At 65.0% G+C, this 24,640-nt stretch carries 23 protein-coding genes, 1 tRNA gene and 1 other RNA gene; 13 read left to right on the top strand and 12 right to left on the bottom strand.

The features are described from left to right. Positions 1-6 precede the first annotated feature (6 nt). The 3 genes from MKK62_RS07390 (at position 7) to MKK62_RS07380 (ending at position 2,863) form a co-directional block, all read left to right on the top strand. Complete coding sequence (locus MKK62_RS07390; RefSeq protein WP_240261682.1) at positions 7-1,368, top strand: WS/DGAT/MGAT family O-acyltransferase; 1,362 nt, start codon at positions 7-9, stop codon at positions 1,366-1,368. Positions 1,369-1,480: 112 nt separating this feature from the next. Further along, positions 1,481-1,921, top strand: a complete 441-nt coding sequence (locus MKK62_RS07385) for an NUDIX hydrolase (protein WP_240264258.1) — start codon at positions 1,481-1,483, stop codon at positions 1,919-1,921. A gap of 24 nt (positions 1,922-1,945) precedes the next feature. Next, complete coding sequence (locus MKK62_RS07380) at positions 1,946-2,863, top strand: haloalkane dehalogenase (protein WP_240261683.1); 918 nt, start codon at positions 1,946-1,948, stop codon at positions 2,861-2,863. Here the strand turns inward: MKK62_RS07380 and MKK62_RS07375 are convergent. Next, positions 2,841-3,272: a lipoprotein LpqH gene (locus MKK62_RS07375; RefSeq protein ID WP_240261684.1), complete on the bottom strand. Its 432-nt coding sequence runs from the start codon at positions 3,270-3,272 to the stop codon at positions 2,841-2,843. The two genes, MKK62_RS07380 and MKK62_RS07375, sit on opposite strands and share 23 nt — an antisense overlap. Positions 3,273-3,367: 95 nt before the next feature. Here MKK62_RS07375 and MKK62_RS07370 point away from each other — a divergent pair, with 95 nt between their 5' ends. Continuing rightward, the gene (locus MKK62_RS07370) at positions 3,368-4,600 is read left to right on the top strand and encodes a cytochrome P450 (RefSeq protein WP_240261685.1); all 1,233 of its coding nucleotides are present in this window, start codon (positions 3,368-3,370) and stop codon (positions 4,598-4,600) included. A 73-nt stretch (positions 4,601-4,673) separates the two neighbouring features. Here the strand turns inward: MKK62_RS07370 and MKK62_RS07365 are convergent, their stop codons facing one another. Together MKK62_RS07365 and MKK62_RS07360 are read right to left on the bottom strand one after the other, a co-directional pair. Beyond that, a complete protein-coding gene (locus MKK62_RS07365; RefSeq protein WP_240261686.1) occupies positions 4,674-5,105 on the bottom strand; it encodes a nitroreductase family deazaflavin-dependent oxidoreductase in 432 nt (143 codons plus the stop codon). A gap of 53 nt (positions 5,106-5,158) precedes the next feature. After that, entirely contained in the window at positions 5,159-6,250 is a 1,092-nt protein-coding gene (locus MKK62_RS07360; protein ID WP_240261687.1) for an ATP-dependent DNA ligase, read from the bottom strand. Between the two features lie 9 nt (positions 6,251-6,259). Here MKK62_RS07360 and ligD point away from each other — a divergent pair, with 9 nt between their 5' ends. Then, on the top strand, positions 6,260-7,285 hold the full coding sequence (gene ligD / locus MKK62_RS07355) for a non-homologous end-joining DNA ligase (protein WP_240261688.1): 1,026 nt from the start codon (positions 6,260-6,262) through the stop codon (positions 7,283-7,285). Positions 7,286-7,289: 4 nt separating this feature from the next. On the opposite strand, the gene MKK62_RS07350 is transcribed toward ligD, so the two are convergent. The 3 genes from MKK62_RS07350 to MKK62_RS07340 are packed head-to-tail and all read right to left on the bottom strand — an operon-like array spanning position 7,290 to position 9,340. Continuing rightward, positions 7,290-7,763, bottom strand: a complete 474-nt coding sequence (locus tag MKK62_RS07350; RefSeq protein WP_240261689.1) for a hypothetical protein — start codon at positions 7,761-7,763, stop codon at positions 7,290-7,292. A gap of 43 nt (positions 7,764-7,806) precedes the next feature. Next, the gene (locus tag MKK62_RS07345) at positions 7,807-8,445 is read right to left on the bottom strand and encodes a cutinase family protein (RefSeq protein ID WP_240261690.1); all 639 of its coding nucleotides are present in this window, start codon (positions 8,443-8,445) and stop codon (positions 7,807-7,809) included. A 40-nt stretch (positions 8,446-8,485) separates the two neighbouring features. After that, positions 8,486-9,340, bottom strand: a complete 855-nt coding sequence (locus MKK62_RS07340; RefSeq protein WP_240261691.1) for a phytanoyl-CoA dioxygenase family protein — start codon at positions 9,338-9,340, stop codon at positions 8,486-8,488. Between the two features lie 96 nt (positions 9,341-9,436). On the opposite strand from MKK62_RS07340, the gene MKK62_RS07335 reads away from it, so the two are divergent. Both MKK62_RS07335 and MKK62_RS07330 read left to right on the top strand, forming a co-directional pair. Next, positions 9,437-9,826, top strand: a complete 390-nt coding sequence (locus tag MKK62_RS07335; RefSeq protein WP_240261692.1) for a PPOX class F420-dependent oxidoreductase — start codon at positions 9,437-9,439, stop codon at positions 9,824-9,826. Between the two features lie 53 nt (positions 9,827-9,879). Continuing rightward, the gene (locus MKK62_RS07330; RefSeq protein ID WP_240261693.1) at positions 9,880-10,389 is read left to right on the top strand and encodes a DUF5078 domain-containing protein; all 510 of its coding nucleotides are present in this window, start codon (positions 9,880-9,882) and stop codon (positions 10,387-10,389) included. 4 nt (positions 10,390-10,393) lie between these two features. Here the strand turns inward: MKK62_RS07330 and MKK62_RS07325 are convergent, their stop codons facing one another. Continuing rightward, positions 10,394-11,065 carry a TetR/AcrR family transcriptional regulator gene (locus MKK62_RS07325; RefSeq protein ID WP_240261694.1) on the bottom strand — a complete coding sequence of 224 codons (672 nt, stop codon included), beginning with the start codon at positions 11,063-11,065 and terminating at the stop codon, positions 10,394-10,396. Between the two features lie 270 nt (positions 11,066-11,335). Here MKK62_RS07325 and MKK62_RS07320 point away from each other — a divergent pair, with 270 nt between their 5' ends. After that, positions 11,336-11,758 (top strand): MmpS family transport accessory protein, encoded by a 423-nt coding sequence (locus tag MKK62_RS07320; RefSeq protein WP_240264259.1) that lies wholly within the window; start codon positions 11,336-11,338, stop codon positions 11,756-11,758. Beyond that, positions 11,755-14,685, top strand: coding sequence for an MMPL/RND family transporter (locus MKK62_RS07315; protein ID WP_240261695.1), 2,931 nt, complete (start codon positions 11,755-11,757; stop codon positions 14,683-14,685). Before MKK62_RS07320 ends, MKK62_RS07315 begins: the two co-directional genes overlap by 4 nt. 318 nt (positions 14,686-15,003) lie before the next feature. Here the strand turns inward: MKK62_RS07315 and MKK62_RS07310 are convergent, their stop codons facing one another. Further along, on the bottom strand, positions 15,004-17,934 hold the full coding sequence (locus MKK62_RS07310; RefSeq protein ID WP_240261696.1) for an MMPL/RND family transporter: 2,931 nt from the start codon (positions 17,932-17,934) through the stop codon (positions 15,004-15,006). Further along, positions 17,931-18,485, bottom strand: coding sequence for an MmpS family transport accessory protein (locus tag MKK62_RS07305; RefSeq protein ID WP_240261697.1), 555 nt, complete (start codon positions 18,483-18,485; stop codon positions 17,931-17,933). The genes MKK62_RS07310 and MKK62_RS07305 overlap by 4 nt, the downstream gene beginning before the upstream one ends. Positions 18,486-18,699: 214 nt before the next feature. Here MKK62_RS07305 and MKK62_RS07300 point away from each other — a divergent pair, with 214 nt between their 5' ends. After that, complete coding sequence (locus MKK62_RS07300; protein WP_240261698.1) at positions 18,700-19,029, top strand: DUF732 domain-containing protein; 330 nt, start codon at positions 18,700-18,702, stop codon at positions 19,027-19,029. 5 nt (positions 19,030-19,034) lie between these two features. Here MKK62_RS07300 and MKK62_RS07295 read toward each other — a convergent pair whose 3' ends face one another. The 3 genes from MKK62_RS07295 to MKK62_RS07285 all read right to left on the bottom strand — a co-directional run bounded on the left by MKK62_RS07295 (position 19,035) and on the right by MKK62_RS07285 (position 21,026). After that, on the bottom strand, positions 19,035-20,090 hold the full coding sequence (locus MKK62_RS07295; protein WP_240261699.1) for an NAD(P)H-dependent amine dehydrogenase family protein: 1,056 nt from the start codon (positions 20,088-20,090) through the stop codon (positions 19,035-19,037). 52 nt (positions 20,091-20,142) lie between these two features. Then, complete coding sequence (lucA, locus tag MKK62_RS07290; RefSeq protein WP_240261700.1) at positions 20,143-20,865, bottom strand: lipid uptake coordinator LucA; 723 nt, start codon at positions 20,863-20,865, stop codon at positions 20,143-20,145. 75 nt (positions 20,866-20,940) lie between these two features. Next, positions 20,941-21,026, bottom strand: a tRNA-Ser gene (locus tag MKK62_RS07285). Between the two features lie 80 nt (positions 21,027-21,106). Here MKK62_RS07285 and ffs point away from each other — a divergent pair. The 3 genes from ffs to MKK62_RS07270 all read left to right on the top strand — a co-directional run bounded on the left by ffs (position 21,107) and on the right by MKK62_RS07270 (position 24,525). After that, positions 21,107-21,201: signal recognition particle sRNA small type (gene ffs, locus MKK62_RS07280), an RNA gene on the top strand. A 35-nt stretch (positions 21,202-21,236) separates the two neighbouring features. Further along, positions 21,237-22,523, top strand: a complete 1,287-nt coding sequence (locus MKK62_RS07275; RefSeq protein ID WP_240261701.1) for an aspartate aminotransferase type Ic — start codon at positions 21,237-21,239, stop codon at positions 22,521-22,523. A gap of 145 nt (positions 22,524-22,668) precedes the next feature. Continuing rightward, positions 22,669-24,525 (top strand): DNA polymerase III subunits gamma/tau, encoded by a 1,857-nt coding sequence (locus MKK62_RS07270; RefSeq protein WP_240261702.1) that lies wholly within the window; start codon positions 22,669-22,671, stop codon positions 24,523-24,525. Positions 24,526-24,640: the final 115 nt, after the last annotated feature.

Below are 24,640 nucleotides of genomic sequence, written 5' to 3'. Positions count from 1 at the left end.
GGACGCATGGAACTGATGAGTCCCCTCGACTCGGTCTTTCTGGCGATCGAATCGCGTGAGCACCCGATGCATGTCGGCGGCCTGCAACTGTTCGAGCCGCCAGAGGGCGCCGGGCCAGAATTCGCCCGCGAAGTCCGCGACGCGTTGGTCGCGAACCGCGACTTTCAGCCGACTTTCCGCAAGCACCCCGCGTGGACGTTCGGCGCTGTGCCCAGCTTCGCCTGGACCTACGACGACCCGGACGATGTCGACATCGACTATCACGTACGGCGCTCGGCGCTGCCGACCCCGGGCCGGGTGCGCGAGTTGCTGGAGCTGACGTCTCGGTGGCACAGCGGCCTGCTCGACCGGCACCGCCCACTGTGGGAGGCGCACTTCGTCGAGGGGCTGAACGACGGGCGGTTCGCCGTCTACAGCAAGTTCCACCATTCGCTGATCGACGGTGTTTCCGCGCTGCGACTGATGCAGCGCACACTTTCCGACGACCCGGACGACACCGAAATGAAGGCGATCTGGGACCTGCCCCGACGTCACCGCGAGAACGCCGGGAAGTCGAAGCGCCCCGGGCTCACCGACATCGCGAAATCTGTTGTGGCGTATGGCCCGTCGACGTGGTCGCTGGCCCGTGCCGCGCTGCTGGAACAGCAGCTGACGCTGCCGTTCGCCGCGCCGCGCACCATGTTCAACGTCCCGATCGGTGGAGCGCGGCGGGTCGCCGCGCAGTCGTGGGCGATCGACCGGCTCAAAGCCATCAAGGTCGCCGCCGGCGTGACCTTCAACGACGTCATCCTCGGCATGTGCTCCGGGGCGCTGCGTCACTACCTACAGGACGAGCACGCGCTGCCCGACAACCCGCTGATCGCGATGGTGCCGGTGAGCATGCGGACGGAGGACGAGGCTGACAGCGGAGGCAACCAGGTCGCCGCGCTGCTGTGCAACCTCGCCACCGATCTCGACGACCCGGTACAGCGGCTGGAAACGATCAGCGCGTCGATGCGCGGCAACAAAAAGGTGTTCTCCGAACTGCCCAAGCTGCAGGCGTACGCGCTCTCCGCGGCGCTCATCAGCCCGCTCGGACTTTCCTCGCTGCCGGGCATCGTTCGGGCGTCGCCTCCGCCGTTCAACATCGTGATCTCGAACGTGCCGGGGCCGACCAAGCCGATGTATTGGAACGGCGCGCGTCTGGACGGCAACTACCCGCTGTCGATCGCACTGGACGGGCAGGCGCTGAACATCACGATGGTCAACAACGCCGACAACATCGACTTCGGTCTGGTCGGATGCCGCAAGAGCGTGCCGCACCTGCAGCGGCTGCTCGGCCACCTGGAAACCTCGCTGAAGGATCTGGAACGCGCGGTGGGGGTTTGACCGGGGAGCTGTCCTAGTGCCCAAGCTCAGCGCGGGCCTGCTGCTCTGCCGAGTGACCTCCGGCGCTGGTGCAGCGTGCCGACCCGCTGCGCCCGGCTCCGCCGAGCTTGCGATCGGCACGGTCGAAGTCCTGCTCGTGCACCCGGGCGGACCGTTCTGGGCGCGCAAGGACGACGGCGCGTGGTCGATCCCGAAGGGCGAGTACACCACCGGGGACGATCCGTGGGCCGCGGCGCAACGCGAATTCGAAGAAGAGGTGGGGTCGGCCGCGCCGGTCGGGCCGCGCATCGACTTGTCGCCGGTCAAGCAATCCGGCGGCAAGGTCGTCACCGCGTTCGCGGTGCGCGGCGACCTCGACGTCAGCAAGGCCCGCAGCAACACCTTCGAGCTCGAATGGCCCAGAGGCTCGGGACAACTGAAGACGTTTCCGGAGGTGGATCGGATCGAGTGGTTCACCGTGGCCCAAGCCAGGGTCAAGTTGCTCGCCGCGCAGGTCGCTCTGCTCGATCAGCTGATGGCGCATCCCGACTTCACGGATCTGCGTGAGGCGTGAACAGGCTGGCGTATCTTCACACTCATGCAGACGCTTCGCACGCCGGACGACCGCTTCGCTGACTTACCCGAATTCCATTACATCCCAAGCTATTCCGATGTCTCCGATAGCGAGGGTGGCACACTGAGAATGGCGTGGGTCCAGGATGGGCCCGCCGACGCCGATCCGGTGCTGATGTTGCACGGTGAGCCGTCGTGGTCGTTTCTCTACCGGAAGATGATCCCGGTGCTGGTCGATGCCGGACATCGTGTCATCTGCCCCGATCTGGTCGGGTTCGGCCGATCGGACAAGCCGACGCGCATCGAGGACCACAGCTACGCGCGTCACGTCGAATGGGTGCGCGAGTTGGTGTTCGACGTGCTGAACCTGCAGCGGGTGACCCTCGTCGGCCAGGACTGGGGCGGTCTGATCGGATTGCGGCTGGCGGCCGAGCATCCGGAGCGGTTCGCCCGTGTGGTCGTCGCGAACACCGGCCTGCCCACCGGCGACATCCCGATGCCGGAAATCTGGTGGCAGTTCCGTAAGGCGATCCAGAGCGCACCGTCGATCGACATAGGTCGGTTCGTGCAGGGCGGTTGCCGCCGCCCGATGAGCGACGAGGTCCGCGCGGCCTACGACGCGCCGTTTCCCGACGACTCCTTCTCCGCGGGACCGCGTGCCATGCCGGGCCTGGTCCCGACCTCACCCGACGATCCGGCCGCCGCAGCCAATCGGGCTGCCTGGGCGACGCTCACCGCGAGCCCGACGCCGATGCTGGTGGCGTTCAGCGACGGCGACCCGATCACGGGTGGGATGGCACCGATCCTGCAGCGCGAGATGGCGGGCGCCCAGGGAATTGCTCACCCGGTGGTCGGCAACGCCGGGCACTTCCTCCAGGAAGACGCCGGGGAAGAACTCGCCGGCTACATCGCCGCCTTCCTCAGCACGACACCGTCAGAGTGAACGTCTCCGCTTTCAGCCGTGTCCGGTCCGATTTGTTGAAACCCAGTGCGGCGCCGGTGATCTGATAGGTGGCACCGTTCATCGTGACCGATGCCTCGCCCTGCAGCGCGCGTTCGTAGGAACCCTCGAACCCGTCGACGTCGTGCAGGCGGACGAACTCAGCCGTCAGCTTGCCGGCGTTGGAAAGCATGGCGTTGACGGTTGCACCGTGCAGGTCGGTGTGGATCCTCGTCATCCAATCGACCGTCTGGCAACGCACCGAATAGGTGCTGCCGACCTGCCCGCCGTCGATGGAGATCTTTGCGGTGCCCGGGGGCAACGCGCCCGGCCCCGGTGTGGAGGCCTGACCGGACGCGCAGCCGCTGACGATCAACATCGCCGCGGCCACGGTACAGACACTCTTGTCCACGATGGCAGCCTAACCCTGATGGCCGGGCGACGGCGCTGTCTTTTCGGCTAGACGGTAGCTACCTGCAATTTCTTTTACACCTGCACAATGCAAATATGTCTGCCACGTCGAGTGTCGCCGGGCCGCAGGAACTCCTGCTGCGATTGCTGGATCCGGCCAACCGGGCCAATCCGTATGCGGTCTACGAGCAGTTCCGGGCCTGCGGGCCGATGTTCATGCCGGACAGCAGCCTGCACATCTTCTCCTCGTTCCGCGACTGCGACGACGCTCTGCGACATCCGGCATCGTCGGTCGACCGGCAGAAGTCGAAGCTGGTTCAGCGCCTGGCGGCCGAGGGCACGAATACCCGTCCGCAGGTCCCACCGATGTTCCTGTTTCTCGATCCACCCGATCACACCCGGTTGCGCAAACTGGTCAGCAAGGCGTTCGTGCCCAAGGTGGTCAACGAATTGACCGGGCACATCACCGGTCTGGTCGACGGGATGCTGGACCGCGTCGCCGAGCGCGGCCGCTTCGAGGCGGTCGACGATCTCGCTCATCCGTTGCCGGTCAACGTGATCTGCCGGCTGCTAGGCGTGCCGATCGAGGACGACGCAGAATTCAGCCACGCCTCGGCGCTGTTGGCGCAGGCCCTCGACCCGTTCTTCGCGGCCACCGGCGCACCGGCCGACGGCATGGACGAGCGGATCGCCGCGGCCCAGTGGCTGCGGGGCTACCTGCACGACCTGATCGATCAGCGCCGTGCCCGCCCGGGTGACGACCTGATGTCGAGGCTGATCGCGGTCGAGGAGTCAGGCGACCAGTTGACCGAGGACGAGATCGCGTCGACGTGCATGCTGCTGCTGATTGCCGGCCACGAGACGACGGTCAACTTGATCGCCAACGCCATGCTGGCGATGCTGCGTGAGCCCGCGCAATGGGCGGCGCTGGCAGCCGATCCGCAGCGCGCACCAGCCGTCGTCGAAGAGACGCTGCGTTACGACCCGCCGGTACACCTGGTAGTGCGAATCGCCGCTGCAGACATGACCATTGGTGACACTTCCGTGGGCGAGGGCGACTCGCTGCTGCTCCTGCTGGGCGCCGCGCAACACGATGCGGCCGAGTTCGACCGACCGGACATCTTCGATCCCGATCGAAAAGCGTTTCGGCACTTGTCGTTCGGTCGCGGGCTGCACTACTGCCTGGGAGCGCCGCTGGCTCGGCTGGAGGCAACGGTGGCGTTGTCGGCGGTGACGTCACGCTTCCCGGACGCGCGGCTGGCCGGCGAGCCGGTCTATAAGCCGAACGTGACGCTGCGCGGACTGGCCTCGCTGGACATCGCGCTCTAGCGCCGCGGCCGAATGGCCAGTGACTGCACGCTTTTCGTCAATTTCCGTGCCATAAGTGGCCGCTCGACGCAGGTCAGTCGCGCGGCTGGGGCGGGCCTGTCGGCGTGAGCGCGACGACGGGGATCACCCGCGACGTCTTGGCCTCGTAGTCGGCGAACCCGGGATAGCGCTCGGCCTGCAGCGCGTACTTCTGGTCGCGCTCGTCGCCTTCCAACTCGGTGGCGTGTACGTCGATGATGTCGTCGCCGACCTCGATGCGAGTGTCCGGGTTGGCTTTCAGATTCCAGTACCAGGCCGGGTTCTTGTCCGCACCGGCGTAGGAGGCGAAGACGAGATACCGGTCGCCGTCGGCCTGATACATCATGATGTTGGTCCGCGGCTCGCCGCTCTTGGCTCCCACCGTGTGCAGGATGAGCAGCGGCGCACCCTCGAAGTTGCCGCCGACCCGTCCGTGGTTGGCGCGGAATTCGGCGATATTGCGTTCGTTGAAGTCGTCAGATGCCACAGGTGCTGCTCCTCCTCATTGGCGCCGCTCATGCGGCGCACGATCGCGTCGCATCACGCATGAAAGCCAGTCTTCCCGTTCACGCCCAAACCCGGGACGATATCGCCGAGGCTGAACGTCAGCGGGCTGTCGAGCTGCGCGTAGGTGCACGACGACGGTTCGCGGTCCGGCCGCCAGCGATTGAACTGTGCGGTGTGGCGAAAACGCTCACCTTCCATGTGGTCGTAGCGAACTTCGACGACGCGCTCGGGCCGCAACGGCACGAATGACAGGTCCTTGCCGGCATTCCAGCGGGAGAACTCGTTCTTGCGCGGCGTGCGCTCGCCCGCCTCGTGGGCGGCCCAGTTCCACGGGTGGCCGTCGAAATCGGTGACCAGCGGCTGCAGTTCGTCGAACAGCTGCCGTCGCTTGGCCATCGGGAAGGCGCCGATCACGCCGACCGACGCCAGCGTGCCGTCGTCCTTATAGAGCCCGAGCAGCAGCGAGCCGATCGCGTCGCTGCCGGACTTGTGCACCCGGTAGCCCGCGACCACGCAGTCGGCGGTGCGCTCGTGCTTGATCTTGAACATGATCCGCTTGTCCGGCTGATAGGTGATCGACAGCGGCTTGGCGATCACGCCGTCGAGGCCGGCCCCCTCGAATTCGTCGAACCAGCGCTGCGCGAGGTCCAGATCCGTCGTTGCGGGTGTGACGTGAAACGACGGACCTGCACCCCTCAGCGCGTCGAGCAACGCTTCGCGGCGCCGCGCGAATGGGCGCCCGGTGTAGTCGTCGTCACCGAGCGCCAGCAGGTCGAACGCGATGAACGAGGCGGGCGTCTTCTCGGCCAGCATCCGCACCCGCGAATCAGCCGGATGGATGCGCTGCTGCAGCGCTTCGAAATCCAGGCCGTGATCGGTGGCGATCACGATCTCGCCGTCGATCACGCAGCGCGGCGGCAACTCGGCGACGGCCGCGGCGACGAGCTCCGGAAAGTAGCGGGTCATCGGCTTTTCGTTGCGGCTGCCGACCTCGACTTGATCGCCGTCGCGGAACACGATCGACCGGAACCCGTCCCACTTGGGTTCGTAGGACGCATCCGGCGGAAGCGACTTCACCGCCTTGGACAGCATCGGCGAAACCGGTGGCATGACGGGCAAGTCCATAATCGGAGTATGGCTGCCCCAGCGGAGGAAATCGACGTCGACGGGATCGCGGTCCGCGTCACCAACCCCGACAAGGTGTACTTCCCCAAGCTGGGCTCGGGCGGCACCAAGGGCAAGCTGATCGACTACTACCGCGCCGTCGCCGCCGGACCGATGCTGGCGTCGCTGAAGGACCGACCGGTGCACCTGCAGCGTTTTCCCGACGGCATCGACGGCGAGGAGATCTACCAGAAACGCGTCCCGCAGCACCACCCCGACTACCTGGAAACCTGCCGGATCACTTTCCCGTCCGGGCGGACGGCCGACGCGTTGCGGGTGACCCATCCGGCCGCGATCGTGTGGGCCGCGCAGATGGGCACCGTCACGCTGCACCCGTGGCAGGTGCGCTGCCCGGACGTCGAGCATCCCGACGAGCTGCGGGTCGACCTGGACCCGCAGCCGGGCACCGGTTTCGACGAGGCTCGTAGTGTCGCGGTCGACGTTCTCAAACCGCTGCTTGATGAACTCGGGCTGGTTGGCTACCCGAAGACGTCCGGTGGTCGCGGCGTCCACGTGTTCCTGCGGATCAAGCCGGACTGGGATTTTATCGAGGTGCGGCGCGCCGGCATCGCGCTGGCCCGCGAGGTGGAGCGGCGTGCGCCCGACGCCGTAACGACGTCGTGGTGGAAGGAAGAACGGGGCAAGCGCATCTTCATCGACTTCAACCAGAACGCCCGCGACCGCACATTCGCCTCGGCATATTCGGTGCGGCGCACCGAGATTGCGACGGTGTCGATGCCGCTCAGCTGGGATGAACTGGCGACTGCCAACCCCGACGACTACACGATCGCCACCGCGGCCGACCTGGTGGCCAGCCGCGACGACCCGTGGGCCGACATCGACAGCAACAACCAGTCGATCGAGCCGCTACTGGAGATGGTCGCCGCCGACGAGGAGAACGGGCTCGGGGATCTGCCGTATCCGCCCAACTACCCGAAGATGCCCGGCGAGCCGAAACGTGTTCAGCCGAGCAAGGATACGGACCGCAAGAAGTAGCCGGTTACTGGCCGCAGTGACCGGCCGCCTCGTCCACCGCGATGAGGTCGGCACCGGTCTTGCCGAAGTTGGACTGGAGGAACTCGTCGGGTTCCTTGTACCAGCCGCCGTACTCGTAAATCATCGTGACGGCATGGATTACCCCGTTGGCGTCGAAGTGAATGACGGCACGTTCGGGACTGTCCATCCGGCCGCCGGCTGACTTCATCACCAAACCGGTCGGCGAGCACTTTTGGGAGAACTCGACGAACGACTGCTGGGTGATGTTGTCGCGCAGATCTTTCGTGAACAACAACCACTCGCCGGCAAAGTCGCCGGCCGCGTGTCGGTCAGCTTTCTGCTGGGCCGCGGCAGTGGCGGCCGCGAGTGTCTTCGGGGCCCCGGAAACCGGTTGATTTGCATCGGGTTTCGAGTGACAGCCGCCGAGCAGCAGTAGCACGCATGTGGCAACGAGGAATCGGCGCCACCAGTTGACCATGAAGTCGCAGGCTACTCGCGTCCGGCCCGAATCGCGCGCTGAGCTACTGCAGCTTCTGCGCGACGAAGGTCGCGGCCTGGTTGGTCGCGTCCGGGACGTAACCCAGGTGGGCGATGATGCTGCCGCCCTCGGCGCAGATGTTGTCGTTCGGCAGGCAGATGTCGATCGCCTTCGACGTATAGCTGGGGTCGAGCGCCGGGATCTGGTTGTCGGCCAACCCTTTCGCGTACGAGCTCTGCGGATTGCCGAACAGGGCGAGCGCCGCGACGTGGGTGGCGTCCTGCGCCGACAGCTGGTGGCTGGTCAGATCGGCCACCCCGGCGCCCTGTGAATACCCACCGATCACCACCTTGGTCTTGGGGCAGTTGGCAATCGTCGCGCGGACGTGGGCGACCTCGTCGGCGGCGCCGGCCTTCGCGCTGTTGGCGTAGTCGGTGGTCGACGGGTAGTCGACCGGGTACAGCGTGATGTTCTTGCCGGGCAGTTGCGCCGTCAGCGAGTCGAAGAAGGCCTGGCCGGGACCACCCGGGCCGACCGGCTCACCGGTGCCGCGGGCGAACACCACTTCGGCGTCCGGGCATCCGTCGGCCGTTGCGACCGGGATGCCCGCTGGAACGGCGAGGAATGCGAAAACCATCAGTGGCGCACCGGCGACGATGCGGGCCATGCTGCGACGTGTCATGGGAGGGAATGTTGCCATCCCCGCTGCGGCGGTGTGTGCGCTACCGGTCTTCGAGCAGGCGGAGCGGATGTAATCCGTCGACCGCCCCGACGAACGGCGGGTGGATGCTGTAGCCGAGCATTCGCTGGATGTCGTCGGACACCGTGCGCGCGATGTCGCGCGAGATCGACAGGGTGAATGCTTCCATCGGACGCAGCCACGGTTGGCAGTACTGCGCGGTGACGGCCAACCGGTCGGCCGCCGTGGTGTTGGCGCCGCCGCCATGCCAGAGCGTGCCGACGAAAAAGACACACGATCCGGCCGGCATCACCACGGGCATCGCCTCGTCGTCCGGGCCCGGCCGGCGTTTGCCCCAGGTGTGGCTGCCCGGGTACAGCACCGTCGCGCCGTTGTCGGCGGTGAAGTCGTCGATCGCCCAGATCGTCGCCGCGGCTAGTGCCTCTCGGGGCCGCGGTACCGGATAGAAACCGTCGTCGTGGTGAGCCAGTTGAGCGGCCTCGCCAGGCTGAATGTTGATGGCCTGCAGTGCCGACAGCAGATAGTTGGGCATCAACAGGTGATCCAGCGCCGCCAGCACGCGGGGATTGTCGACCAGCGGATCGCAGACCCGGGTCCGGCTCAATACGGAGTAGACCCGCTGGGTCCGCCGGCCCTCGAAGGAGTTGCGTCCGGTGTGCCCCAGCCAGGGCGTCACCTCGTCACGGATCTGGCTGCACTGCTCTGGGGTGAGGAGGTTTTCCCAGATGACGTAGCCGTCGCGGGCCAGCGCGGCGGCGTCGGCCTCGACCAGTGCCGGGTCCACCGCGGAGCCGCCGCTGGGCGTCCATCGATAGCGCAGCGCCAGATCGCCGCGTAGGTCTTCCAACGTGGTGACGGACTCGTCGTCGAGGTTCATCTGCGCTCGTCCTTCGCTATTAGCTCACAGTAAGCCGAGCGCGCCTGGTCGTCACGCATTCAGCGGATAGTTCAGTTATTGGCTATAAATAGGAACGTGGCCACCACCTTTGCCGACGTCATCACCTCGAAGTACCTCCTGTTGACCACCTTCACCAAAGACGGTCGCCCGAAGCCGACACCGATCTGGGGTGTGCCGGAAGACGGCAAGCTCCTGGTGATCACCGACGACGGATCGTGGAAGACCAAGCGGATCAAAAACACCCCGCGGGTAACGCTCGCCAAGAGCGGATCGCTCGGCAAGCCCAAGAGCGACGAGGTCGAGGGTGTGGCGCGAATCCTGCCGAAGTCGGAGACGCGGCGCGTCTACAACGCGGTCTGCAAGCGGTACTGGTACCACGCGCCGTGGTTCTACGTGCATTCGATTGTTCGGGGCGGAATCGACAAGGTCCACATCGGCCTCGAGATCTCGCCAGCGGTTGATTAGCCAGGCTTCACAGCCGTTGCGCGCTGCCGTAATCGGAGCGTTATAGTGGCCGCATGCGTCTTTATCGCCTGAGCCTCGCCGTCCGCGCCGGACTCGCAGCACTTGCGTTGGGTGCCGCGGTCTTCGCCGTACCGACCGCGTTCCCGAGGGTGGCTTCGGCCGATCCAGACTTCCAACCGTGCCCCGGCTGCTCGATGAACGATTCGACCGAGGACTTTCCGATTCCGCGTCGGATGATCTCCACGACGTGTGACGCCGAGCAGATCCTCGCCGCCGCCCGCGATTACTCGCCGGTGTACTACCAGCGCTACATGATCGACTTCAACAACCACCCGAACGTCAACCAGTCGGCGATCGATAAGGCGCACTGGTTCTTCGGGCTGTCGCCCGCAGACCGCAGGGCCTACTCCGCCAACTTCTACGCGCCTCAAGCTGACCCGCTGTGGCTGGCCTGGCCGAACCACATGAAGATCTTCTGGAACAACAAGGGCGTCGTTGCGAAGGAAACCGAGAACTGCCAGAACTACCCCAAGGGTGACATGTCCGTCTGGCACTGGTCCTGACGGTTCAGTCCTGATCAGCCTCGGCCAGTAGGCCGACGCACGTTGCTGTGATCAGCCGCGACAGCGCGGTGGTGAAATCGATTTTCCAATCGGGTGGCACATCGCGTCGCTTGGCGTATTCGTCGGCCAGCCGTTTCGGCGGGTTAGCCATTTGCCATAGTGGTGCCGCCAGCGAGTACGAGGCGAGGAGCACGTCGAACGCGCCCGAGCGTCCGAGGCCGGGCAGTGCACCCTCGATCGCGTCAGTCAGCGACAGCACGGCGGCGTTACTCACTTCCTTGAACTCGAGGACCCGGTCGAGTTCGACCTCGTGCTCGAGGTGTAAATGCAGGTTCGCGAGTAGGTCGCAGAACAGCGGATCGGCGGCCAGGCCGTGGGCCAACGCATCGGCCACCCTGGCGGGCGACATCGGACCGGGCTCGCGCAGGCTCTGGCACACGGTGTCGGAGAACCGGGCCCAGCCCTCCGCGGCCAAGTTCAGCAGCACCTCTTTATGTGAGCTGAAGTAGCGCCGCACCGCGGAGTAGTGCACGCCGGCCCGACGCGCGACATCCGTCAGTGTCACCGATGCGACACCGGATTCCACTGCCAACGAACGCGCGGCCTCGACGAGCGCTGCGGCCCTCTGACGCTTCTTGTCGTCGGTGCGGGCACGCTGGAACGTGAGCGGCGGCACGGCGCGAGGATAGCGCACACGAACGTATTGCGGGCTGCTCTGCGACCCGGTACCGTCCGTTTACGCACGTGCCATGCGTTATGCCTGAACCGCAGTTCGGGTGGGGTGAGGAGTCGACAATCCAGGGGGCGGGCGTGGTTTACTCGTCATGGCCTGGCGGTGCCGTGAGGCCCACGCAAGCGCCCTGAGACGCCCCGTCGATCGGTGAGTGCATATCGTCGAGTGGTCGACCAGGTGAGCGGCAGCGGTAAGGGGTTTTCGATTTTCAGGGTGCTGGAGCGGACGTGGATTCCGCTCGTGATCGCTGTCGTGGTCGGAATCGGTGGGTTCACCGTGTTCCGCATCCACGGCCTCTTCGGATCCGAGAAGCGCCCGTCCTACTCCGACAGCGCGACCGACGACAGCAAGCCGTTCAATCCCAAGCGGATCACCTACGAGGTGTTCGGACCGCCGGGAACGACGGCCGACATCAGTTATTTCGACACCAACGCCGACCCGCAACACGTGGACGGCGCCAAGTTGCCCTGGACTCTCAATATGACCACGAAGGCCGCGTCGGTCGTGGGCAACCTTGTGGCGCAAGGCAACAGCAACACGTTGGGCTGCCGCATCATCGTCGACGACGTGGTCAAGGCCGAACGTGTCTCACATGAGGTGAACGCCTTTACCTATTGCGTTCTCAAGGGCGCATGACCAGCCACCAGACGCCCGTCGGAGAAAGCGCGCCGCCGCGGGGCCCACGCCTGATCCGTCGGTTCGCGATCCCCATCATCCTGGCCTGGATCGGCCTGATCGTACTGATGGCCGTCGCCGTTCCGCCGCTGGAAAAGGTTGCCGAAGAACGCCAGGTTTCGCTGAGCCCCAAGGACGCTCCCTCGGTGCAGGCCATGGAGGAAACCGGCAAGAAGTTCAAGGAGTCCGACTCCGACAACTTCGCGATGCTAGTGCTCGAAAGCGACAGCAAGCTCGGCGACGATGCGCACCGCTACTACGACAGCATCGTCCGGCAACTGCGAGCCGACCCCACCCACGTCCAGCACGTGCAGGATTTCTGGGGCGATCCGATCACCGCGCCCGGGGCTCAAAGTCCGGACGGCAAAGCGGTGTACGTGCAACTCAACCTGGCCGGTAACCAGGGCACGACGCTGGCCGAACAGTCGATCAAGGCCGTCCGCGACATCGTCGACCGCACACCGCCACCCAAAGGCGTCACGACCTATGTGACCGGTCCGTCGGCGCTGGTGTCCGACATGCACCACAGCGGCGACAGCACGCTGGTCAAGATCACCATGATCACGATGCTGGTGATCTTCACCATGCTGCTGCTGGTGTACCGCTCGGTATGGACCGTGGTGCTGCTACTCCTCACCGTCTTCGTCGAATTGACCGCTGCCAGAGGGATCGTCGCGTTTCTCGGCTACCACCAACTCATCGGTCTGTCGACGTTCGCGGTGAATCTGTTGGTCTCGCTGGGGATCGCCGCGGGCACCGACTACGCGATCTTCTTCTTCGGCCGTTATCAAGAGGCGCGCCAGCACGGGGCCACCCGTGAAGAGGCGTTCTACACCACGTATCACGGCGTAGCCCATGTGGTGCTCGCGTCCGGCCTGACGATCGCGGGCGCCACTTTCTGCCTGAGCTTCTGCCGGATGCCGTACTTCCAAACCATCGGTGTCCCGTGCGCGGTCGGCATGGTGGTCGCCGTCGCCGTCGCGCTGACGCTGGTGCCGGCCGTCATCGTGGTCGGCGGTCGGTTCGGGCTGTTCGACCCGCAGCGACGGATCTCGACTCGCGGCTGGCGACGGATCGGTACCGCGATCGTCCGCTGGCCGGTGCCCATTTTGATCGCGGCATGTGCCGTCGCCCTGATCGGTCTGCTGACCCTTCCGGGCTACCAGACCAGCTACAACGACCGGCTCTACATCCCGCACAACATCGCCGCCAACCGGGGATACGACGCCGCCGAGCGGCACTTCTCCCAAGCGCGTCTGATGCCCGAGGTGATGATGGTCGAGGCCGATCACGATCTGCGCGATCCGGCCGACTTCTTGGTGCTCGACAAGCTGGCCAAGGGCATCTTCCGCGTGCCGGGAGTCTCACGTGTGCAATCGATTACGCGTCCCGAGGGCACCGCGATGGAGCACACCTCGATCCCGTTCCAGCTCAGCATGCAAAACGCCGGGCAGGTGCAGACGATGAAATTCCAGAAGGCCCGCATGGACGACATGCTCAAGCAGGCCGATGAGCTCGAAGACACCATGAACCGGATGAGGCACATGTACGGCCTCATGCAGAAACTCACCGGCATAACGCACAAGATGATCGGTGAGACCCGTGAAATGCAGGCTGTCACCGAGGAATTACGCGACGACGTGGCGAACTTCGAGGACACCTGGCGGCCTATTCGTAGCTACTTCTACTGGGAGAAGCACTGCTACGACATCCCGGTCTGTTATTCGTTTCGGTCCATCTTCGATGCTGTCGACGGTATCGACGAGATCGACGACAAGTTCCAGATATTGACCAACGACTTCAGCCAGCTCGATGCGCTGATGCCACAGTTGCTCACCGACTTCCCGCCGATGATCGACAGCATGGAGAACATGCGGACGATGATGCTGACGATGCACAGCACCATGTCCGGCATCTTCAACCAGATGGACGACATGAGCTCCAACGCGAACGCGATGGGTCATGCGTTCGATCAGGCGAAGAACGACGATTCGTTCTATCTGCCGCCAGAAGTGTTCCAGAACAAGGACTTCAAGCGTGCGCTGAACAATTTCTTCTCACCAGACGGTAAGGCGGTGCGGTTGATCATCTCGCACCGCGGCGATCCCGCGTCGCCGGAGGGCATCGCGCGCATCGACAAAATCAGGGAAGCCGCGGAGGAAGCTCTGAAGGGCACGCCGCTGGAGGATGCCAAGATCTACCTGGCCGGCACCGCAGCAACTTTCAAGGACTGGAAAGATGGGGCCAAGTACGACCTGATGATCGCCGGAATCGGTTCGCTCTGCCTGATTTTCATCATCATGCTGCTGATCACGAGAAGTCTGGTCGCGTCCATGGTGATCGTGGGCACAGTGGCGATATCGCTGGGTGCGTCGTTCGGTCTCTCCGTGCTGGTCTGGCAGTACCTGCTGGGCATCAAGTTGCACTGGATGGTGCTGGCGATGTCGGTGATCGTGCTCCTCGCCGTGGGATCCGACTACAACCTGCTGCTGGTGTCCCGCTTGAAGGAGGAGATTCCCGCCGGGTTGAAGACGGGCATCATCCGCGCCATGGGCAGCACCGGCAAGGTGGTGACGTCCGCGGGTCTGGTGTTCGCGTTCACCATGGCTTCAATGGTGGTCAGCGATCTTCGCATCATCGGCCAGGTGGGTACCACCATCGGTCTGGGCCTGCTGTTCGACACGTTGGTAGTCCGCTCGTTCATGACGCCGTCGATCGCCGCGATACTCGGGCGCTGGTTCTGGTGGCCGCTCAAGGTCCGGCCGCGACCGGCCAGCAGCATGCTGAGACCCAGCGGACCTCGTCCCGCGGTGCGCTCGCTACTCGGTACCAGCTTCGGTGAACCCGAAGCGGCGCCGACCGGGCCGTTGCCGAAAAGCACTGCCTGACAATCGATTCGCTGCTCTATATTCCGTGCGGGCCGTCCCTGCCGGTGGGGGAACGCAGGGACGGCCCTCGCACGGCAGCTAATCGCTCGGCTCCACCGGCACCCCGTGGGGTACGCCGACAGGGAGCGCGCGGCAGTTCATGAAGGCAATCGGTTGCGACAGGCTTGGCAACGGACCGGAGACTCGATCAGCGTATACCCGTCACGCTCAGCGAACTACCTTTGTGGGGAAACGGTCGAATCGTCGCCCAACCCGGCACCCCTGTGATAACCGGCGCGATCGATCAGCTACGACGAATAGTCAAGTCGCACAGGGCAACTAGACTTTCTCGACCACTCCGGCTTCCTTTTCGTCGGCCATGTCGCGGTGGATGAGCTCGCGCACCGCCGGCCGCGGGCCGTAGGGACGCAGCATGCTGCTGGCCGGCCGCGGCCGGACGTGCTGCGGCCACCAGAACCAGCGCCCGAGCAGCGTCGCCACCGATGGCGTCATGAACGAGCGCACGATCAGGGTGTCGAACAGCAGACCCAGCGCGATCGTCGTACCGACCTGAGCCATCACCTTCAACGGGCTGAACGCGAACGACGCCATGGTCGCGGCGAAGACCAAACCGGCCGAGGTCACCACCGAGCCGGAGCCGGCCATCGCGCGAATGGTGCCCGTCTTGAGCCCGGCGTGGATTTCTTCCTTGAACCGGGATATCAGCAGCAGGTTGTAGTCCGAGCCAACCGCCAGCAGCAGAATGATCGCCATCGCCAGCACCATCCAGTGCAGCTTCAGCCCGAGGATGTACTGCCACAGCAGCACCGAGAGGCCGAACGAGGCGCCCAGCGACAGCAGCACCGTTCCGACGATCACGAACGCCGCCACCACGCTTCGGGTGATCACCAGCATGATCACGAAAATCAAAGTGGCCGCGGCAATTCCAGCGATCAACAGGTCGATGTTGGAGCCGTCGTGCATGTCCTTGTACGTCGCGGCAGTACCGCCGAGGTAGACCTTGGCGCCTTCCCACGGTGTGCCCTTGATCGCCTCGTGCACCGCCTGCTTGATCGGTGCGATGTGGTTGACGCCTTCGGGCGTCGCAGGGTCACCCTCGTGGGAGATGATCAACCGAACCGCATGGCCGTTGGGCGAGATGAACTGCTTGAGACCACGCGCGAAGTCCGGGCTCTTGAATGCTTCCGGCGGGAGGTAGAAGGTGTCGTCGTTCTTCGCCTTGTCGAACGCGTCACCCTGGGCGGTGGCGTTGTCGGACTGCGCCTTCGCCTGTTCGTTGAGACCGTTGGTAGTGGCGTAATTCGACATGATCGTGTCGAGGTTGTGCTGCTGGCTTTCGATCTGCGGCGGGATCAGCGCCACCAGCTTCGGCTGAATCTGATCCAGCTTGTCCAGATTCGCACTGAGGTTCACGATGTTCTCGCTCACCTGGTCGATGCCGTCGAGCGCGTTGAAGATCGACCGCAGCGTCCAGCAAGCCGGGATGTCGAAGCAGTGCTTCTCCCAGTAAAAGTAGCTGCGGAGAGGCCGGAAGAAATCGTCGAAGTTGGCGATGTCGTCACGCAACGCCTCGGTGATCTTCACCGTTTCTTTGGTGAGCTTGGTGGTTTCGTGCGTGGTGTTGCTGAGGTCCTGGGTCACCTGCATCTGCTCGTGCAGTGTCGCCATCGTCTTGCGCAGCTCGTCGGCCTGCTTCAGCAGATTTTTTGCCTGCTCTTCTTGATAGTGCTGGGTCTGGATGCGGCCCGCGGCTTGCGCACCCATCTGGAAACCGAGCGTGCTGTGGTCGAGCGGCGTGCCCAGCGGACGGGTGATGGTCTGCACCCGGCCGATGCCGGGGATGTGGAAGACCGCTTTGGCGACCTTGTCCAGGACCAGGAAGTCGGCCGGATTACGGAGGTCGTGATCGGTCTCGATCATCAACAGCTCGGGATTCAGCCGGGCCTGGTCGAAGTGCCGGTCGGCCGCGGCATAGCCGACGTTGGCCGGGGTGTCCGGCGGCAGGAAGTGACGGCTGTCGTAATCCGTTTCGTAGCCGGGCAGAGCCAGCAGACCGACGAGCGCGATCGCGATCGTCACCGCCAGAACCGGAGCGGGCCAACGGACGATTGCCGTGCCGATCCGGCGCCAGCCCTGGGTCTGCAATTTACGCTTCGGGTCCAGCAGCTTGAAGAAGGACGCCACCGTCAGCACCGCGGGGCCCAGGGTCAACGCGGCGAAGACCGCGACCAGCATGCCGACGGCACACGGCACCCCCAGCGACTGGAAATAGGGCAGGCGGCAAAAGCTCAGGCAGTACATCGCGCCGGCGATGGTCAGCCCGGAACCCAGCACGACGTGCGCCGTGCTGTGGAACATCGTGTAGAACGCTTCCTCACGCGTCTCGCCCAGCCCGCGGGCCTCGTGATAGCGGCCGACGATGAAGATCGCATAGTCCGTACCGGCGGCGATCGCCAACAGCACCAGCATGTTGTTGGCGAAGGTCGACAGACCCATGACGTTGTAGTAACCCATCGTCGCGACCACACCGCGGGCCGCTGCCAGCTCGATGAACACCATCGCCAGCATGATCAGCACCGTGCTGACCGAGCGGTACACAAACAGCAGCATCACCAGGATCACCAGGATGGTGATCAGCGTGACCTTCGCGACGCCCTTCTCACCCGCGTGTGACTGGTCGGCGATCAGCGGACCCGCACCGGTTACATAGGCCTTTATGCCCGGCGGAGCCGGCACCGAGTCCACGATCTTGCGGACGGCCTCGCTGGATTCGGAGCCCAGACCACTGCCCATGTTGCCGGCCAGGTAGACCTGGACGTACGCGGCTTTCTGGTCGTGGCTCTGAGAGCCTGCGGCGGTCAGGGGGTCGCTCCAGAAGTCCTGGATGTGCTGAACGTGCTTTTTGTCCTGCTCGAGTCGCCTGACGATCTCGTCGTAATAGCGGTGGGCCTCCGCTCCCAGCGGCTTGTCGCCCTCCAGCAGGACCATCGCCGAGTTGTCGGTATTGAACTCGTCGAAGGTTTTCCCCACGCGCATCTGCGACTGGAAGGACACCGCGTCGTGGGGACTCTGCGACACCGAGTGGTTTTTGGAGACGACTTCCAGCTGCGGCGCGACGGTGTTGGTGACGAACACAATGGCCAACCACACAAGGACGATCGGCACCGCAAGCCGGTGAATCCATTTCGGCAGGAACGGCGGGATCAGCGGCTGGTCGACACGTGCCGCTGTCTCGTTGGCCTCGCTCATGCGGACTTGTCCAGGCAGTAGACGAACGGGTTCACGCTCTCGTTGGCATCCGAGCGATTCGGGGTTTTGATGACGTCACCGCTTCCGTCGTGCTTGTTCACCACGAACTGGCAGGCAATCCAACTGCCGTCGCCCTGCGCTACCAGGTTGGCCGGGATGCCCGGCTTCGTTGAACTCAAGGTTTTGCTCCAAGGCAAGGGCACATTCAGTGCCTGTTGCGGATGCGAATTCTCGTCGAGGTAGTTGATGGTGGCTGTGCTGCCGGGTGATCCCCAGACCTCCAGCGTGACGGTCTTGGCGTTGAAGCTGTCGAGTACCTCGCCCGACGTACCGCCGCCGAACGAACCTTTGTGCACGCCGAAGATCCCGTGCAGTCGGTGCACCATGAATCCCGACAGCGCAACGACGGCTGCGAGCGTGAGGACGAGCCAGTACCGGGCCAACAGACCTGTCAGACCTTTACGCCTGGGCGTTCGGGCGGCCTGCCTGCCCTCGCTGTCGGTGGAGCCGGAGGTCTTCAAAGGCTCCGTCCTTGGCTCAGTCGTCGTCATGGGCGCTTCAATTCCTAACCAGGGGCGAAGGCTGCGTAATTAATTAGCCTATGCGTAACCTTAGCTACTCTAATCTGAATAGGCGACCAGAAAGAAACCGGGCGCGAAGGTTGTTGGACGACCGTAACGCGAGTCCGGACCGAAGGCTCGCCGGTGCCAAAGGAGAGCGGTGACGATGAGCGGACACAGATCCAGCACAGGTAGGCTTCGGCCCATGAAGTTGACGGGTATTGCGGCCGCCGCCGTCGCCGCGGCGATCGGTCTGTCCGCCCCGGCGTTGGCGGACCCGGACACCGATTTCGACAACCAGATCAGCCACTACGGCATCTACGGGCCACACGATTACAACCCGTACATCGCCAAGATCGTCTGCCACCGGCTCGGGGTGGGAGTAGATCCCGACGCCGCGGCCTCGGCCAAGTTCCTCTCCCATAACCTTCCCCGCGGCACGACTCAGGTGCAGGCCTACCAGTTCCTTGGGAGCGCGATCGCCCAGTACTGCCCCGATCTCCAGGGCAAGCTGCAAAACATTCCCGGCACCTGAGTCCTTTAGGTTCTGACGAAGCCCCGCGGCAGCGTCAGCGGCAGGTCCGCATAGGTTGCGATACCCGGCGCTGCCGCCACGACTGCGGGGATCGCGTTGATCGCGGGCACCGCAGTCATGATGTGCCCGAGGTCCATGAATTCCTCGATCGTGGTGGCCTCGAAATAGGGCGGCGGTAGGAAGCCGACCTTGGTGGTCACGGTGGGTTGTCCGTCGATCTGGATCACCCATCCGTCGCCGTCGATCTTCCAATCCGGTTCCAGCGTCTGGCCTTTGCGCCACCGCACGTTCAGGTCGATCACGGTCTTGCCGTCGAGGATGCCTTGCCAGCTGATGTAGACGCCCGCGACGCAGCCGGCCGGAATGGTCCAGGACGCCATCTCGAGATCCGTTGTGGTCTGGGCGAATTCGGCCTCACAGCGAATGTCGTCGAGTTCGATCCCCAGCGCGTCGCCCACCAGCGCGACGGCCTCGCCGAAGATCGCTGTGCCCTTGGCGGCCATCGCATGCAGATCCGGGTGGTCGATCGGTTGTCCGAATCCGACCGGCTTCTCGGTTTCCGGTGAGTCGTAGAACGTGGTGTCGGCGGCTTCGTTGACGGTCACCTTGTCGACCCGGTTACACACCATCGCCGAGACAACGGCCAGCAGTTCGGCGAAGCCGGGGCTGACGCCGGACCCGAAGATGGTCGAGCCTCCTTTTTCGCAGGCCTCGACGAGTCGGTCGCGGCCGTCGCCGAGGTTCTTACCGGTGATGAAGGACGCGGTGGTGACGACGTTGATCCCTGCGGACAGGATGCGGACCAGCTCGTCGACGTCGATCCACATCGGGTTGTAGACGACGCAATCCGGCTTGCACGCGAGCAGCGCGTCGACGTCATTGGTGGCGGCCAGCCCGAGCGGGGCAATGCCGACCAGCTCACCGGCGTCGCGTCCGACCTTCTCCGGCGACCATGCGAAGCAACCGACCAGTTCCAGCAGCGGGTTGTCCGCGATCGATTTGAGGGAGCTCTTGCCGACGTTTCCGGTGTTCCACTGAACTACGCGATAAGTGTTTGGCACTCGCTCAGCATAGGGACGCGTCAGCGGCCTGGGACAGGATTGCGGAGTTGCCTTACTCGTCCACCGAGACGCCGCCGCGCGAACGCCGGCGGCGGTGGGACACCTTGCCGGACGGCCGCCGGTTGCGAAGTCCGCCGGACTCGGCAGCGACGGTGTCGTCGGACTCTTCGATCGTGGGTGCCTCTTCGGCGGTCGACTCGGGTTCCCCCGCCTCGGCAGCCTCGTCGGCGTCGTCGGCCTGCTCGGTCTCGTCGGAATCCTCGTCGGTGCCCGCGGCCTCGTCGGCCTGCTTGCCGCGGCGCCCCCGAGGCTTCTTTTCCTTCTTAGGCTTCAGCGGCTTCGGCGGTGGCGGCGGCGATTCGGCGACGAACGAGAGGTAGAACGCGGCGATGCCGAGCAGCGCGATCGCCGCGGCGGCGCCGTAGATACCGAACAGCCACTGGCCAACGTTGTCCAGGCTCAACCAGATCTCACTGATCGCGGTGCCGACGATCAGTACGCCGGCGGCGACGTGGGCGACGATCGATACGGTCCGCAGATTCAACGCCAGAGCAGGCGTGCCGAACTCGGGCTTACGCAGCTCCAGCAGTGTGAACACGATCGGCAGCGCAGCCAGAGCGACAAGGATGCCGCCGGCAATGCGCGCCACCGTGCCCAGGCCGTGAGACGTGTCGCCCATCAACTCGGGCCAGCGGGGTAGCACGAAGAAGAAGTAGAGGACGCCGGCGGCGAGCGAGAGCGCCGCGTGCCAAAAAACAGTGGCCCTGCGTCCCATGCCCCTCCTCGAGCTGGTGATCCGGAAGCGACCAGACCCTATCAATTGGGCCTGGTCACATCCGGCGATTAAGTGCGGAGGATGCGGGATTTGAACCCGCGAGGGCTATTAACCCAACCCGCGTTCCAGGCGAGCGCCATAGGCCACTAGGCGAATCCTCCGTCGGCCATGGTAACCGAGCAGTTCAAGCCGAGGGTCAGGGTCGTCGAGCATCGCATGTCGGCCCAAGTACTAGACTCTGGGCGGACCCCGCGCGGCGTCTATCCTGTGAACTCCCCCAGGGCCGGAAGGCAGCAAGGGTCAATGGGCTCTGGCGGGTGCGCGGGGTCCCCTTTGAAGAAATCTGCAGTGGAAACGTCGGAAGGCGGATCGTGTCGTACGGCTCGTTCAGTTCCCTAGGCCGTGACGACCTCGAGGCATTGCATGCCCGCCACCAGCAGGATTATGCCGATCTGCAAGCCAAGAAGCTGTCGCTCGACCTGACCCGCGGAAAGCCCTGTAGCGAGCAACTCGACCTCTCGAACGCGCTGCTGAGCCTGCCTGGGCCCGACTACCGCGACGGGGACGGCACCGACACCCGCAACTACGGCGGCCAGCACGGGCTCCCCGAACTACGCGCAATCTTCGGCGAGTTACTCGGGATCCCGGTGCAGAACCTGATCGCCGGCAACAACGCCAGCCTGGAGCTGATGCACGACGTGATCGTGTTCTCGATGCTCTACGGCGGCGTGGATTCGCCGCGGCCCTGGAAGGACGAAGACGTCGTCAAGTTCCTGTGCCCGGTGCCCGGCTACGACCGCCACTTCGCGATCACCGAGACACTCGGCATCGAGATGATCCCGGTCCCGATGCGTGAGGACGGCCCGGACGTCGACCTGATCGAGGAGCTGGTCGCGGTCGACCCGGCGATCAAAGGCCTCTGGGCGGTCCCGGTGTTCGCCAACCCGACCGGGCTGAGCTACTCGTGGGAAACGGTCCGCCGACTCGTCCAGATGCGCACAGCGGCCGACGATTTCCGGCTGTTCTGGGACAACGCGTACGCGGTACACACGCTGACGTTGGACTTCCCCCGCCCGATCGACGTGTTGGGCCTGGCCGCCACTGCCGGCAACCCCAACCGGCCGTACGTCTTCGCCTCGACGTCGAAGATCACCTTCGCCGGGTCGGGCGTCAGCTTCTTCGGCGGATCGCTGGGCAACATCGCCTGGTATCTGCAGTACGCGGGCAAGAAGTCGATCGGCCCCGACAAGGTCAACCAGCTGCGGCACCTGCGCTTCTTCGGCGACGCCGATGGCGTCCGCCTGCAGATGCTGCGACACCAACAGATCTTGGCGCCGAAATTCGCGCTGGCGCTCGAGATTCTGGACAAGCGACTGAGCGAGTCGAAGATTGCGTCCTGGAATGAGCCCGAGGGCGGCTATTTCATCAGCCTCGACGTGCTACCCGGGACGGCTAAGCGCACGGTCGCGCTGGCCAAGGATGCCGGTATCGCGGTCACCGAGGCCGGGGCGTCCTTCCCGTATCGGAAAGACCCGGAGGACAAGAACATTCGCATCGCACCGACGTTCCCCCCCGAGTCGGACCTACGCGACGCGATCGACGGGCTGGCGTCCTGCGCGCTGTTGTCGGCGACCGAGTCACTGCTGAATCGAGTGTGACGCGCATTCACTCTGCGTCTACGGCGGAAAAGTGAGAGTGGACTGCGCCATGAGCGCAGAATCAACGCATCGTGCCGACTTGGCCCGCCTCCTCAGCGAATCCTTCCGGATTCGCATCGTCGGTCGGGCTAGGTAGCCTCTGAGCGTGGCTCTCTACCGCAAGTACCGGCCGGCGACATTCGCCGAGGTGGTGGGACAGGAACACGTCACCGAGCCGCTGTCGACCGCGCTAAACGCGGGCCGAATCAATCACGCCTACCTGTTCTCCGGCCCACGCGGCTGCGGTAAGACCTCGTCGGCGCGAATCCTGGCCCGCTCGCTGAACTGCGAGCAGGGTCCGACGGCTACCCCATGCGGAGTCTGCGACTCCTGCATCGGCCTGGCGCCTAACGGGTCCGGCAGCATCGACGTCGTCGAACTCGACGCGGCTAGCCACGGCGGGGTCGACGACACCCGCGAACTGCGCGACCGGGCGTTCTACGCGCCGGCCCAGTCGCGGTATCGGGTGTTCATCGTCGACGAGGCGCACATGGTGACCACCGCCGGGTTCAACGCGCTGCTGAAAATCGTCGAGGAGCCGCCTGACCACCTGATCTTCGTGTTCGCCACCACGGAGCCGGAGAAGGTGCTGCCGACCATCCGCTCGCGAACCCACCACTACCCGTTCCGGCTTTTGGCGCCGCGGACCATGCGCGGGCTCGTCGAAAAGATCTGCGCGCAGGAGGACGTGGAAGTCGACGACGCGGTCTTCCCGCTGGTGATCCGGGCCGGCGGCGGCTCACCTCGCGACACGTTGTCCGTGCTCGACCAATTGCTGGCCGGCGCCGAGGGTAACCGGGTCAGCTATCAGCGGGCGCTCGGCCTGCTGGGTGCCACCGACGTGGCCCTGATCGACGAGGCCGTCGACGCGTTGGGCGCCGGGGACGCGGCGGCGTTGTTCGGCGCGGTGGAATCGGTGATCGATGCCGGCCACGACCCACGGCGGTTCGCCACCGATCTGCTGGAGCGGTTCCGTGATTTGCTTGTGCTCCAGGCGGTTCCGGATGCGACGACGCGCGGCGTTGTCGATGCGCCCGAGGACGTCCTGGACCGGATGCGGGAGCAGGCAGCCCGCCTGGGCCCTGCCACGCTGACCCGCTACGCCGAGGTGGTGCATGCCGGCTTGACGGAGATGCGCGGCGCGACGGCGCCGCGCCTGCTGCTCGAGGTGATCTGCGCGCGGTTGTTGTTGCCGTCGGCCAGCGACGCGGAATCGGCTCTGCTGCAACGGGTCGAGCGGATCGAGACCCGGCTGGAGATGTCCATCCCGGCGGCTGAGCAGCAGCCTGTTCCGCAACCCGCGTATGTCCGGCCGTCGGTGGCGGCTGCGGCCGAAGTCGTCGAGGCCGTCGAGCCGGCGCCGGAGCCCGAGCCGGCCCCGCCCCCTGAAAGCCCACCCGAGCAGGTTCCGTCGGCGGCCGTTTCCACCGACGAAGCGCCGACAGCGGTGGGCTCGGCCGAACCGAATGCCGCCACCGTCCGCACCTTGTGGCCGACGGTCCGCGAGAAAGTCAAGCAGCGCAGCCGTAGCACCGAAGCGATGCTGGCCGGCGCGACCGTCCTTGCTGTCGAGGGCAATACGCTGGTGTTGAGCCACGGAGCGGCGCCGCTGGCCAAGCGGCTGAGCGAACAGCACAACGCCGACGTCATCGCCGAGGCGCTCAAGGATTCCCTCGGCGTGAATTGGCGGGTGCGCTGCGAGGCGGGCGGCCCGGCCGCGGCCGCGGCACCCGAAAAGTCGGCACCGCCGCGGTCCGTCGAGCGCCCGCGACGGATGGTTCCGCCGCCGCCCCCTCCGACGCAAGCGGTGGACGACTCGGAGTCCGCTCAGGAGGACGAAGAGGAAAGCATGCTGGCCGAGGCGGGTCAGGACGACGAGCTGACAGCTCGCCGCGATCCCGAAGAGGTCGCGCTCGAGCTGCTGCAGAACGAGTTGGGCGCACGCCGTATCGACAACGGCTAGTTGGCCCTGCCACATCTTCGCGGCAGTGAAACTCAGTTACCGCAGCTAAAGAACGCGCAAACTTGAAGTAAAGTTCTGACTTATGAACCAGTCAAAAGGTATGTAATACTGCTTG

The sequence above is a fragment of the Mycobacterium paraterrae genome (genome assembly GCF_022430545.2).
Lineage (GTDB): Bacteria > Actinomycetota > Actinomycetes > Mycobacteriales > Mycobacteriaceae > Mycobacterium > Mycobacterium paraterrae.
Note: the sequence above shows the minus strand (reverse complement) of the source record. Positions and strands in the feature narration are given on the sequence as shown.